Here is a 12,411-nt window from a genome sequence, read left to right on the forward strand (position 1 = left end):
GGGAAGAGTTTGGTCGGGGTGAGAGGATTCGAACCTCCGGTCTCTACGTCCCGAACGTAGCGCTTTACCTGACTAAGCTACACCCCGCAGAAGCGATGCCATGACTGCATATCCCACAGCGTGGGTTAAGAGCGGCGCTCCAATAATTGAGCAGCTAATTGTAGCAAACCATCGGTGTAGGCATTGGGCTGGAAGTGCTTTGTTGCCTCTATCGCGCGCTGTGCCTCGGCTGCTGCGGCCTGGCGGGTGACGTCCAGCGCACCGGTGCTTTTGACGATGGTGATGATCTCTTCCAGGCGCTCGGTTTCGCCGGTCTCGATGGCTTGACGTATCAGTGCGCACTGGGCAGGAGTTCCGCGTTGCATGGCGGCAATCAGCGGCAGTGTGGCCTTGCCTTCGCGCAGGTCGTCACCCAGGTTCTTGCCCATTTCGACAGCGTCGCCGTCGTAGTCGAGTACGTCGTCGATGACCTGGAATGCCGTGCCCAGTGCTTGGCCGTAATTTGCGCAAGCTTGTTCCACTTCGGGGCTGCTGTTGGACAGCAGGGCTGCTAGGCGCGCGCTGGCCTCAAATAGCTTGGCGGTCTTGGAGCGGATGACCTTCAAATACGCCGTCACGTCGAGCGAGGCGTCGTGCATATTCACCAGCTGCATGACTTCACCTTCGGCGATCACATTGGTGGCATCTGCCAGAGTTTGCATGATGCGCATGTCCTTTGCGTCCACCATCATTTGGAACGCGCGGGAGTACAAGAAGTCACCCACTAGCACGCTGGCGGGGTTGCCAAAAGCTTCGTTCGCAGTGGGGCGCCCACGGCGCAGCGTGGATTCGTCCACCACGTCGTCGTGCAGCAAGGTGGCGGTGTGGATGAACTCGACCACAGCCGCCATATTGAAGCGCTGTGCACCCCGGTAACCGAGCGCGCCGCAGACCAGCAGCAGAATGGCTGGTCGCAATCGCTTGCCGCCGGCCGAAATGATGTACTGCGACACCGTGCCGACCAATGGCACGCCAGATGCAAGACGTTGCGCTATGACGAGATCTACCTCACGCATGTCATCGGCAATGAGTGCGAGGGTGTCGGCGGTGCGGGAGGAGTTGACGGACAAAATATGAAACCAGGAGTTGGCCAATTATATGAAGGTCGCAAACCCTTTATGCGATAGATGGCGGGGCTGGCGCAGCTTGTCGGTAAAGAATGCTAGAATCTAGGGCTCTGTGGAAATTGGTCTGCAGATTAAGTGAAGAGGTCAAGCATGTACGCGGTCATAAAAACCGGCGGCAAACAATATCGTGTTGCTTCCGGCGAAAAAATTAAAGTAGAACAGATTGCTGCGGACGTAGGCCAAGAGATCGTGTTCGACCAGGTTCTGGCAGTCGGTAACGGCAGCGAGATCAAGGTTGGCACGCCCTTGGTGTCCGGCGCAACGGTCACAGTCACGGTTGTGGCGCATGGTAAGCACGACAAGGTCGGCATTTTCAAAATGCGCCGTCGTAAACACTACATGAAACGTCAAGGGCACCGTCAGCAGTTCACCGAACTGCAAATCGGCGCTATTGCGGCATAAGGGGCATAGGTCATGGCACAGAAAAAAGGCGGCGGCTCTACGCGAAATGGGCGCGATTCCAAGCCAAAAATGCTTGGTGTCAAGGCGTTCGGTGGTGAACTGGTGAGCGCAGGCTCCATCATTGTTCGCCAACGTGGCACCAAATTCCACCCCGGCACCAATGTCGGCGTGGGTAAGGACCACACCTTGTTTGCCCTGGTGGACGGCCACGTGTCTTTCGCTGTTAAGGGTTCGATGAACAAGCACCAAGTGGTCATTACTCCAGCGGCCTAAAGCCCTGGTTGCATAGATCGCTTTGATCCCTCCGAAGCCCCGCCTGGTCGGGGCTTCGGTGTTTTGGGGATTCTATTTTGTGAACTGGAGTCGGTATGAAGTTCGTTGACGAAGCATTTATTGACATCTCCGCAGGTGATGGTGGGGCGGGTTGCGTGTCGTTTCGTCACGAGAAGTACAAGGAATTCGGTGGCCCCAACGGTGGCGATGGCGGCCGTGGTGGCCATGTGTTTGCGGTCGCAGACATCAATCTGAATACCTTGGTCGACTTCCGTTTTTCGCGCCGCTACGACGCCAAGCGGGGCGAGCATGGGATGGGCTCGGATATGTTCGGGGCCGCAGGCGACGACATCACGCTCAAGATGCCGGTGGGCACCATCATTTCTGATTCGGAAACCGGTGAGAAGCTGTTTGAGTTGCTCGTGCCCGGCGAGGTCATCACTATCGCGAAGGGCGGTGACGGCGGCTTTGGCAATATGCGCTTCAAAAGTGCTGTCAACCGTGCTCCACGCCAAAAGACACCTGGCTGGCCAGGCGAAAAGCGCAGTCTGAAGCTGGAACTGCGGGTGCTGGCTGACGTGGGCCTGTTGGGTATGCCCAATGCTGGCAAGTCCACCTTCATCACGGCGATATCCAACGCCCGTCCGCGTATTGCAGACTATCCTTTCACGACCTTGCACCCCAATCTGGGTGTGGTGCGTGTGGGCCCGGAGCAGAGCTTTGTGGTCGCAGATTTGCCCGGCCTGATTGAAGGCGCCTCCGACGGCGCGGGTTTGGGGCATCTGTTCTTGCGCCATTTGCAGCGCACCCGCTTATTGCTGCATGTCGTGGATATGGCTCCATTTGATGATTCCATTGATCCTGTGGCGCAAGCCAAGGCCATCGTGGGTGAGTTGAAAAAGTACGACGAAGATTTGTTTAAGAAGCCCCGCTGGCTGGTTCTTAACAAGCTCGACATGGTGGACGACGACAAGCGCGCGGCGCTGGTCAAAGACTTCGTCAAGCGATTCAAGTTCAAAGGCCCGGTGTTTGAAATTTCCGGGTTGACGCGTGAGGGTTGCGAGCCTCTAGTTAAGGCGATCTACCAGCATGTGAAGGCCCAGCAATTGGCTGAGCAGGTCCATGTGGAGGTGGACCCTCGGTTTGCCGTCAATCCGGCAGATGCAGCTGGCGAATAGCTGCCAAATGGTTGCTATATAAATAATAGCTATTGCCGCAGAGAGAATCTACGCTACAGGCATAAATGACATCAAACTTCGCTTCAACGGTATTGCGGGACGCGCGGCGCATCGTCGTCAAAGTGGGCTCCAGCTTGGTCACCAATGAGGGCCGGGGATTGGATGAGCAGGCCATAGGTGAATGGTGTCGTCAGCTGGCAGCTTTGGTGAAGGGTTTGGACCCGCAGTCAGATGGCCGAGCGGCGCTGCGTCCGCGTGAAGTCATCATGGTGTCCAGTGGCGCCATTGCCGAGGGTATGAAGCGCCTCGGTTGGACCACCCGTCCACGTGAGGTACATGCGCTCCAGGCGGCTGCGGCTGTGGGTCAGATGGGGCTGGCCCAGATGTATGAAACCAAGCTGCGTGAAAACGGCTTGGGTAGTGCCCAGGTACTACTGACCCATGCGGATCTTGCCGACCGTGAACGCTACTTGAATGCCCGCTCCACGCTACTGACCTTGCTGCAGCACGGCGTGGTGCCGGTGATCAATGAAAACGACACCGTGGTCAACGACGAGATCAAGTTCGGTGACAACGACACCCTGGGTGCCCTGGTGGCGAACCTGGTGGAAGCAGATGCCCTGGTCATCCTGACCGACCAAAAGGGTTTGTACACCGCCGATCCACGCAAAGATCCTGCGGCGCGCTTTGTCCACGAAGCCCAGGCGGGTGATCCCGCTTTGGAGGCGATGGCGGGTGGCGCTGGCTCCAGCATTGGCCGTGGCGGCATGATCACCAAGATCTTGGCGGCCAAACGGGCTGCGGGGTCCGGTGCTTCCACGGTGATTGCTTGGGGGCGAGAGCCCGATGCCCTGGTGCGTTTGTCGCGCGGCGAAGCGATTGGCACTCTGCTGGTGGCCCAAACCCAAAAAACCCAGGCACGCAAGCAGTGGATGGCAGACCATCTGCAGCTGCGCGGCGCCGTGACGGTAGATCAGGGCGCGGCAGCGAAGGTCCGGGACGAAGGCAAGAGCTTGCTGCCTATCGGCATGATCCAAGTGGATGGTGATTTTTCTCGCGGTGACGTGATTGCCATTCGTGGCCCGGACGGCACCGCCATCGCCCGTGGCCTAGCGAACTACGCTAGCACAGAAGCAAGGCTTATTTGCCGCAAGCCGTCCAACGAGTTTGAGGGCTTGCTGGGCTACGTAGCCGAGCCTGAAATGGTGCACCGCGACAACCTGGTGCTGGTCCGCTAGGCCAACCCAGGTACGTCCATCAGCTTAGCTGAGGTGGTTGCCCGCAGGGTAACTGTGGTGCGGATCCGGCTCGAAGGTGGCGCCCGGCGGCAGTTCAAAGTGCAGTGGCCTGGTGGGCATGTCACAAGACGTTTCGACCTGTTCGCCCTCCCGGCCACGCATGCTGTTGCGCAGATACCGGTTGCGGTGGTCCTGCTGCCGCGGTAGAAAACGCGCCAACTCGGTCAACGCCATTTCGTACACGCCGCGTTTGAATTCGACCACTACGTCAAGAGGCACCCAGTAGTCGTTCCAACGCCAGGCGTCGAATTCGGGATGGGTGGTAGCGCGCAGGTTCAAATCCCAGTCGTGACCAACCAACTGCAGCAGATACCAGATTTGTTTCTGGCCTTTGTAATGACCGCGTGCATCCCTTCGGATGAAGCGGTCAGGCACCTCGTAGCGCAACCAGTCACGGGTGCGGGCCACAACGCGTACATGCTCAGGATGTAAGCCTACTTCCTCGTGCAGCTCCCGGAACATGGCTTGCTCGGGCGTTTCGCCACGGTCAATGCCACCCTGCGGGAACTGCCAGGAATGGGTACGAATGCGTTTGCCCCAAAATACCTGATTTCTCTGGTTGAGCAAGATGATGCCGACGTTAGGCCTAAAGCCTTCGCGGTCAAGCATAATCAAACCCCAATTTTTAAACTGAGTCCATTATGCACAGCGTGGCCTGTGTATCAAGCGAGTCAGCCAGTTTCCCGAACCTCAGAACCGAATTCACCCATGAAAGCCTCCCAGTTCCTGATTTCCACGCTCAAAGAAGCGCCATCCGATGCCGAGGTGGTCAGCCACCAGCTCATGACGCGGGCGGGCATGATTAAAAAGTTGGGCGCTGGCATCTACAGCTACATGCCCATGGGTCTGCGCGTCATCCGCAAGGTAGAAGCCATCGTGCGTGAGGAGATGAACCGCGCTGGTGCCATCGAAGTCGCGATGCCGGTGGTGCAGCCGGCCGAGCTGTGGCAGGAGACCGGCCGCTTCGACAAGATGGGCCCCGAATTGCTCCGCATCAAGGACCGCCATGATCGCGACTACGTGGTGCAGCCCACCAGCGAGGAAGTAGTTACTGACATTGCTCGCCAGGAGTTCCGCAGCTACAAGCAGCTGCCGAAGAATCTGTACCAGATCCAGACCAAGTTCCGCGACGAGCGCCGCCCACGCTTCGGTCTGATGCGCGGCCGCGAATTCACCATGAAGGACGCGTACAGCTTTGACCGCGACCAAGCAGGTGCCAAGGCCAGCTACCAGGTGATGGCCCAGGCCTATCGCAAGATTTTCGACCGTTTTGGACTTACCTACCGGGCAGTGGCGGCAGACAGTGGCGCCATCGGCGGCGACCTGAGCGAAGAGTTCCAGGTGATTGCAGCCACGGGCGAGGACGCCATCGTGTACTGCCCTAGCAGCGACTATGCGGCCAATATGGAAAAGGCCGAGGCCTTGCCACCCCAGGTGGAGCGCAAGGCCGCCAGCCAAGCCATGGTCAAGACGGCCACGCCCGGCAAGAGCACCTGCGCGGATGTGGCTGAGTATTTGAACCTGCCTTTGCAAAACTCTGTGAAATCCCTGGTGTTGGCCACTGAAGTGACCAATGACAAGGGGGACGTCGTAAAGACCCAGGTCTGGCTGCTGCTGCTGCGTGGCGACCATTCCATGAATGAGATCAAGGTCGGCAAGGTGCCGGGCCTGGACGCAGGATTCCGCTTTGCGACGATTGAGGAAATTGACACGCATTTCGCCAGCCTGCCGGGTTACCTGGGGCCTGTGGGCGTCAAGCTGCCCGTCAAGCTGGTGGTGGACCGCGAGGTGGCAGTCATGTCGGACTGGGTCTGCGGCGCCAACGAGGCCGACTTCCACTACACCGGTGTGAACTGGGGCCGCGACCTGCCGGAACCCGACGTTATCGCCGACCTGCGCAACATCGTCGAAGGTGATCTGTCGCCCGACGGTAAGGGCGTGCTGGCCATCGAGCGGGGCATTGAGATCGGGCATGTGTTCTACCTGGGCACCAAGTACAGCCAGGCCATGAATGCGACCTTCCTGGACGTGAACGGCAAGCCGCAGTTTATGGAAATGGGCTGCTACGGCATCGGTATTACGCGCTTGCCGGCCGCTGCGATTGAGCAAAATCACGATGCTCGCGGCATCATCTGGCCAGATGCATTGGCACCGTTCACCGTGGTGGTGTGTCCGATCAGCCCGGACCGCAGTCCCGACGTCAAGGCGGCCGCAGACAAGCTGTATGCAGAGCTACTGGCAGCGGGTGTGGACGTGATCCTGGACGACCGGGGTGAACGCCCAGGCGCCATGTTTGCCGATTGGGAGCTGATTGGTGTGCCGCACCGCGTTACCGTGGGTGACAAGGCGCTGAAAGACGGCCAGGTGGAATACCAGCACCGCCGCGATGCCGCTGCGACCAAGGTGGCCGCGGCTGACATATTTGCTTTCATGCAAACCAAGTTGGGACTTGCAACAGGAGTTTGATACCGTGGAGATGCTGGGCCTCACTAGAAGAAAAGCGGTCTTGCGCACAGCGGCTGTGCTGGGGCTGCTATCAAAAGTGGAGCTTTCGCATGCAGGGGGCCAGGTCGAAGAGCCCCTGGCCGATTCCGTGCGCACGGCCTTGAGCTCAGCAGTTCACAACGCGGCACCGCCGGTGCCCGAGTTTTCTAACACCGAATCGCGCCTGGCCTATTTGCGCTGGCTTGCCGCGATGAGTGACAAGTTACGGGCCAAAAAGCCCGAGTGGCAGGTGCGCAAGGAGTTTCTGGAAACGGTCTGGTACGAGAGCAAGCGTGCCGGCCTCGACACCGCGCTGGTGCTGGGCCTGATCCAGGTGGAGAGCAACTTCCGCAAATTCGCCATCAGCAGCGTGGGCGCCCGTGGCTACACCCAGGTCATGCCGTTCTGGACCCGCGTATTGGGCGATGGCGATGCCGACAAGTTATTCCATATGCAGACCAATTTGCGCTTCGGCTGCGTGATCTTGCGCCACTACCTTGACCGAGAGGGCGGCGATCTGTTTATGGGCCTGGGCCGCTACAACGGCTCGCGTGGCCGTGCGCCTTATCCAGATGCGGTGCTGGGTGCCAAGCGCAACTGGGAGCTCAGAGCTTAGTCCAGGCTGGCGTGGTGTAGGCCAAACTGCCCCATGCGTCGGTCCGCGAAGTAGTGCTTCAGCGTGTGGGCTACCGTGCGAAAGGCGATTTCGTCCCAGGGAATCTCGGCCTCGGTGAATAACCGGGCTTCCTGGGTTTCGAAGCCGGGGTTGAATACGTCGCTGAGCAGGCGTGCCCGGTAGTACATATGGACCTGCCCCACGTGGATGACGCTCATCACGGTGAACAGCTCTTCCATCTCGAACTGGGCGCCAGCTTCTTCCACGGTTTCGCGGGCGGCTCCGTCTGATGTGCTTTCACCCAGCTCCATGAAGCCTGCGGGCAGCGTCCATTTCCCCAAACGCGGTTCTATGTTGCGCTTGCACAGCAGCACCTTGTCACCCCAGTGGGGCACGGTGCCGACGACGTTCAGCGGGTTTTCATAGTGGATCGTCTGGCAGGCTGGACAAACGGCGCGCTCTTTGGTGTCGCCGTCGTCCGGGATGCGGTAGACCACCGCAGTGCCACAGTTTTTGCAGTATTTAATGGGGCTGCGGTAAATCATGTTCCCAGTGTAGTAGCAAGCCTTTACACAATGCGCAGTGACAACGGTGTCAGGCCGCCTACGCCGCCCACCAAGGTGTCACCGGCTACCACGGCCGCCACGCCCTCGGGCGTGCCGGAGTAGATCAGATCGCCGGGCTGCAACTCCCACGCGGTAGACAGCGACTCAATAGTTTCTGCCAGGTTCCAGATGAGTTGGGTCACATTGCTGCGTTGGCGGTCTTGCCCATTCACTTGAAGATAGATCTCCGCAAGCTCCACGTCACCCGCTTGAGCCACGGGGGTGATGGGGCCAATAGGGGCCGATTGCTCAAAGGCCTTGCCTATGCACCAGGGGCGGCCCTGCTTCTTCATTTCGTTCTGCAGGTCACGCCGGGTCATGTCCAGACCGACCGCGTATCCGTAGATGTGCTGGTGCGCATCGGCTGCGGCAATGTTCTTGCCGCCCTTGCCAATAGCCACCACCAGCTCGATCTCATGGTGCAGGTTGTTCGTTAGGGTGGGATAGTTCATGGAGCCGGTTTCGCCGGCTTCAACTGCCAGAACGGCGCTGGCGGGCTTGATGAAAAAGAACGGGGGCTCGCGACCGGTGAAGCCCATTTCCTTGGCGTGCTCTGCGTAGTTGCGGCCCACGCAGTAAACGCGGTGTACGGGGAAGCGGGCGGTTTGGCCGACCACGGGTACGGATACAACAGGAGGAGGCGAAAAAACGTAGTCCATGGCTTCTCTGTAAATTAGTTGTTTGGCTTGACGCCAATCGTTAAGAGGGGGGGCACGGTTCCATCGACATCGCGAGGCATGGTGGCTGTTTTATCGATGGCCCTGAGTGCAACGTCATCCCAGGCTTTGTTTCCGCTGGATTTCGCTACCCGGGAGCTGAGGATGGTGCCATCGGGGGACGCACGGACCTCAATATCTGTGACCAAACTGTTATCGAAATCCGTGGCATATGTGATGTTAGGTCGGACCTTGGCGAGTACCTTGCCAGCGTAGCTGGCTGAGGGGCCGGAGGATTTCAACGCGCTGCCACTGGCAGTTGCGCCGCCGCTGGCGCCGGCCATGCCGGCCAGACGCTTGAGGTTGTCGGCGCGTTGGGTCGCCAGAGCCTTGGCTTCGGCCTGGGCCTTGGCTTTTTGCGCTTCTTCCTTTTGTGCCTCCTGGGCTTCCTTAGCTTGCTTTTCCTGGGCAGCTTTTTTATCTTTGACGCGCTTGTCTTCAGCCTGCTTTTCTTCAGCGCGTTTCTTGTCCGCAGCTTCTTGGGCCTCTTGGGCCTTCTTTTCTTTCTGGGCCTTCAGTGCATCTTGCTTTTCTTTTTCCTGCTTGGCCTTTTCACGCAATGCTTTCTCTTGCCGGTCTTTCTCTGCCTGGGCCTGCTTTTCAGCTTCGCGCTTTTTCTTGGCGCGTTCCAGCGCAATTTCGGCTTCGTGCAGATCCGGCGCGGGTGGCGGTACTACCTTGGCCACAGGGGGGGGCGCAGGTTGTGGTGCGGGCGTGGGTGGCGGTGGGGGAGCAGGGGCTTCCTCGACCGCTTTGGGCGCGGCCTGCTGCACGGTGCTGGACCAGAGCTCGGCTTCTACTGTGGCCACTTCGGTCTGCTTCCACTGCACATTCCAGACCAGGGCCAGCAGTAGAAGGGCATGTGCTAGCAGTGCCAGGCCGACTGCGCGCAGCATGCCCGGTGGTTCGGGCGGCGCAAAGCTGAAGCTGTCCTGGGCTGCGTGCATGGGCCTTACTTGCCCAATTGGACGGACAGGCCGACGCGCTGGATGCCAGCTTTTTGCAGGATATCCATGATCTTCACGACCGACTCGTACTTCACGTTGCGGTCGGCACTGATGACCACAGGCGTGGTGGCCTCGCCATCCTGCGCGGTTTTGACTGCGTTGGCGACGTCGCGGCTGGTGAGGTGGCTGCTATTGCCGCTGGCCTGCTTCAGCTCCAGGGACTCGTCCTTGTTGATGACGATCTGGATCACCCGGTCGGGTTGCTTATTGGCTTTGCCCACGCTGGGCAGGTTGATCAGGCTGGGAGTCACCATGGGGGCGGTGACCATGAAAATGATCAGCAGCACCAGCATCACATCAATGAAGGGCACCATATTGATTTCATTGATCGTGCGCCGTCCGCGGCCGCGGGAAACCATGGAAGGCATGTGCGCGGCTCCTTTAGCGGGGTGCGGGCGTTTGCGCCGCTACATTGCGCTGCAAGATGTTGGAGAACTCTTCAATAAAGGTCTCCAGGCTGTTGGCGGTGCGGTCGATGTCGCGTGCAAAGCGGTTGTAGGCCACCACGGCCGGTATGGCCGAGAACAGGCCAATGGCGGTGGCCACCAGGGCTTCGGCGATGCCGGGCGCCACTGTGGCCAAGGTAACCTGCTGCATGCTGGCCAAACCGGTGAAGGCGTGCATGATGCCCCATACGGTGCCGAACAGGCCTACGTAGGGCGACACTGAACCGACGGACGCCAAAAACGAAAGACTGGATTCGATCACGTCCATCTCACGTTGGAAGCTGGCGCGCATGGCGCGGCGCGCACCGTCCATCAGGGTGCCGGCATCGGCAATGCGGCGCTCACGCAGCTTGTGGTACTCGCGCATGCCGCTGGCGAAGATGCGTTCCATAGGGCCGCCGTCCTGTGCCTTTTTGGCCGCGCCGGTGTACAGGTCATTCAGGCTGGTGCCAGACCAAAAATCGCGCTCGAACGACTCGTTCAGGGCTTTGACCTTGCCCAGGGCAAACAGCTTGCGAAAAATCGCTGCCCAGCTGGCGATCGATACAGTGACCAGCAGCAGCATGACCAGCTGCACCACGGTGCTGGCGTTGAGAGCCATGGTCCAGATGGACAAGTCTTGTGTCATTGCAGAACTTCTAAAAGATGGGCCGGGATGCGGCCAGATTTGAGTGTGTCAGCCTGTACCCAGCAGATGCGGATGCTGCCCTCACACAGCACCACTCCGTCGCATATCGCTTCTTGCTGCAATGTGACAGTGGATCGGCCAATTTGTTCCACACGGGCAGTTACCAAAAGTTGGTCGTCCAGCCGGGCTGAGCGCAGGTATTTAACGGTGGTTTCGGCCACGACAAACATGCCGCCATGGGTTTCCTTTAAATTGCGCTGCTCCAGGCCCAGAGCGCGCAACCACTCGGTGCGCGCCCGTTCAAAGAACTTCAGGTAGTTGGCAAAGAAGACTATGCCACCTGCGTCTGTGTCTTCCCAATAGACACGTATAGGAAAGGTAAAGATGTTCTTGTCCATCGTTAATTCAACATTTCGCGCAGACGCGCGATGGCAGTGTGCAGGTTGTCCATGGAGCTGGCGGTGGAGAAGCGCAGAAAACGGTGCGTTTCTGCGCTGCCGAAATCACGCCCGGGTGTCACTGCCACATGGGCGCGGTGCATGATTTCAAACGCCAGATCCCAGCTGTCCTTGATGCCCAGCTTGCTGCAAATTTGAGAGCAGTCCGCCCATGCATAAAAAGCGCCATCGGGCATTTCGGGTACTAAGAATCCGAGTTCGTTGAGTGCCGGAATGAAGTAGTCGCGGCGCGCCTTGAATTCCGCACGGCGGCGTTCAAACTCGGCAATGCTGGCATCTTCAAAGCAGGCCAGTGCTGCATGCTGGGCCACGGTGCTCGGGCAGATGAACAGGTTTTGCGCAATCCTCTCCACCACCGGCACCAGTGCTTCAGGTACTACCAGCCAGCCCAGGCGCCAGCCGGTCATGTTGAAGTATTTGCTGAAGCTGTTGATGCTGATGACCTGCTCGTCCAGCGCCAGCGCGGTCTGGCCAAAGCGCGCGTCATGGCTCAGGCCTAGATAGATTTCATCCACCAGAGTAATGCCGCCGCGTTGTTGAACCACGCTGTGGATGCGGCGCAGTTCCTCGGGGTCGATAGAAGTACCCGTGGGGTTCGAGGGCGAGGCCAGCAGTACGCCGCGCGTCTTGTCGGTCCAGGCGGCGGCCACCTGGTCGGCGCTCAATTGGTAGCGGTCGGCGGCGGTCGTCGGCAACAGCACAGCCTTGCCGTCTGCTGCGGACACGAAATGCCGGTTGCAGGGGTAGCTCGGGTCCGGCATCAGGATTTCGTCGCCTGCGTCTATCAGCGCCAGGCAAGCCAATTGCAAGGCGGCCGAGGCGCCTGCGGTGACCACGATGCGGCTTGCCGGAACCTGCACACCAAAGCGGCTGGTGTACCAAGCGCTGATGCGTTCGCGCAGGGCTTGCAGGCCGGTGGCCTGGGTGTACTGGGTTGTGCCGTTGCGTATTGCTTGGGCCGCTGCTTCTTGTACCAGGGGCGGTGCCGTGAAATCTGGCTCGCCGATATTCAGGAACACCATGGGCCGGTCGGTGTGGGCAACTTTTTGGGCCAACTCAGAGGCGGCTTTGGCCACCTCCATCACATAAAACGGCTCTATGGCCTGCGCCCGCCGGGAAATCCGCATGCCGGGC

At 59.4% G+C, this 12,411-nt stretch carries 15 protein-coding genes and 1 tRNA gene; 6 read left to right on the top strand and 10 right to left on the bottom strand.

The features are described 5' to 3' along the window. Nucleotides 1-10: 10 nt before the first annotated feature. Nucleotides 11-87 (bottom strand) — tRNA-Pro (locus AC4BBN_RS14875). 38 nt (nt 88-125) lie between these two features. Next, a complete protein-coding gene (locus tag AC4BBN_RS14880) occupies nt 126-1,055 on the bottom strand; it encodes a polyprenyl synthetase family protein (protein ID WP_490592884.1) in 930 nt (309 codons plus the stop codon). 201 nt (nt 1,056-1,256) lie between these two features. On the opposite strand from AC4BBN_RS14880, the gene rplU reads away from it, so the two are divergent. From rplU to proB, 4 genes are all read left to right on the top strand, one after another. Beyond that, nucleotides 1,257-1,568 (top strand): 50S ribosomal protein L21, encoded by a 312-nt coding sequence (gene rplU / locus AC4BBN_RS14885; protein ID WP_092756606.1) that lies wholly within the window; start codon nt 1,257-1,259, stop codon nt 1,566-1,568. Between the two features lie 12 nt (nt 1,569-1,580). Continuing rightward, complete coding sequence (gene rpmA / locus AC4BBN_RS14890) at nt 1,581-1,841, top strand: 50S ribosomal protein L27 (protein ID WP_490592743.1); 261 nt, start codon at nt 1,581-1,583, stop codon at nt 1,839-1,841. 95 nt (nt 1,842-1,936) lie between these two features. Continuing rightward, nucleotides 1,937-3,019 (top strand): Obg family GTPase CgtA, encoded by a 1,083-nt coding sequence (gene cgtA / locus AC4BBN_RS14895; RefSeq protein WP_490592744.1) that lies wholly within the window; start codon nt 1,937-1,939, stop codon nt 3,017-3,019. 65 nt (nt 3,020-3,084) lie between these two features. Beyond that, the gene (gene proB, locus AC4BBN_RS14900; RefSeq protein WP_490592745.1) at nt 3,085-4,257 is read left to right on the top strand and encodes a glutamate 5-kinase; all 1,173 of its coding nucleotides are present in this window, start codon (nt 3,085-3,087) and stop codon (nt 4,255-4,257) included. Nucleotides 4,258-4,281: 24 nt separating this feature from the next. On the opposite strand, the gene AC4BBN_RS14905 is transcribed toward proB, so the two are convergent. Continuing rightward, the gene (locus tag AC4BBN_RS14905; RefSeq protein WP_490592746.1) at nt 4,282-4,926 is read right to left on the bottom strand and encodes an RNA pyrophosphohydrolase; all 645 of its coding nucleotides are present in this window, start codon (nt 4,924-4,926) and stop codon (nt 4,282-4,284) included. Nucleotides 4,927-5,025: 99 nt separating this feature from the next. Here AC4BBN_RS14905 and AC4BBN_RS14910 point away from each other — a divergent pair, with 99 nt between their 5' ends. Together AC4BBN_RS14910 and AC4BBN_RS14915 are read left to right on the top strand one after the other, a co-directional pair. Beyond that, nucleotides 5,026-6,783, top strand: a complete 1,758-nt coding sequence (locus AC4BBN_RS14910; protein ID WP_490592747.1) for a proline--tRNA ligase — start codon at nt 5,026-5,028, stop codon at nt 6,781-6,783. Nucleotides 6,784-6,793: 10 nt separating this feature from the next. Next, on the top strand, nt 6,794-7,417 hold the full coding sequence (locus AC4BBN_RS14915) for a lytic transglycosylase domain-containing protein (protein WP_490592885.1): 624 nt from the start codon (nt 6,794-6,796) through the stop codon (nt 7,415-7,417). Here AC4BBN_RS14915 and AC4BBN_RS14920 read toward each other — a convergent pair. Genes AC4BBN_RS14920 through AC4BBN_RS14950 form a run of 7 tightly spaced genes read right to left on the bottom strand, consistent with a single transcriptional unit; the run spans nt 7,414 to nt 12,404 of the window. Then, nucleotides 7,414-7,962 (bottom strand): NUDIX hydrolase, encoded by a 549-nt coding sequence (locus tag AC4BBN_RS14920; RefSeq protein ID WP_490592748.1) that lies wholly within the window; start codon nt 7,960-7,962, stop codon nt 7,414-7,416. The two genes, AC4BBN_RS14915 and AC4BBN_RS14920, sit on opposite strands and share 4 nt — an antisense overlap. Nucleotides 7,963-7,985: 23 nt before the next feature. Further along, nucleotides 7,986-8,681, bottom strand: a complete 696-nt coding sequence (locus AC4BBN_RS14925; protein ID WP_490592749.1) for a fumarylacetoacetate hydrolase family protein — start codon at nt 8,679-8,681, stop codon at nt 7,986-7,988. Between the two features lie 14 nt (nt 8,682-8,695). Beyond that, complete coding sequence (tolA, locus tag AC4BBN_RS14930; protein ID WP_490592750.1) at nt 8,696-9,685, bottom strand: cell envelope integrity protein TolA; 990 nt, start codon at nt 9,683-9,685, stop codon at nt 8,696-8,698. A gap of 5 nt (nt 9,686-9,690) precedes the next feature. Further along, a complete protein-coding gene (gene tolR, locus AC4BBN_RS14935) occupies nt 9,691-10,113 on the bottom strand; it encodes a protein TolR (RefSeq protein WP_490592751.1) in 423 nt (140 codons plus the stop codon). Between the two features lie 13 nt (nt 10,114-10,126). Continuing rightward, nucleotides 10,127-10,819: a protein TolQ gene (gene tolQ / locus AC4BBN_RS14940; RefSeq protein WP_490592752.1), complete on the bottom strand. Its 693-nt coding sequence runs from the start codon at nt 10,817-10,819 to the stop codon at nt 10,127-10,129. After that, nucleotides 10,816-11,217, bottom strand: a complete 402-nt coding sequence (gene ybgC / locus AC4BBN_RS14945; RefSeq protein ID WP_490592753.1) for a tol-pal system-associated acyl-CoA thioesterase — start codon at nt 11,215-11,217, stop codon at nt 10,816-10,818. Before ybgC ends, tolQ begins: the two co-directional genes overlap by 4 nt. Before the next feature lie 2 nt (nt 11,218-11,219). Continuing rightward, entirely contained in the window at nt 11,220-12,404 is a 1,185-nt protein-coding gene (locus AC4BBN_RS14950) for a pyridoxal phosphate-dependent aminotransferase (protein ID WP_490592754.1), read from the bottom strand. Nucleotides 12,405-12,411: the final 7 nt, after the last annotated feature.

The organism is Rhodoferax sp. SPJ21, from assembly GCF_058216335.1.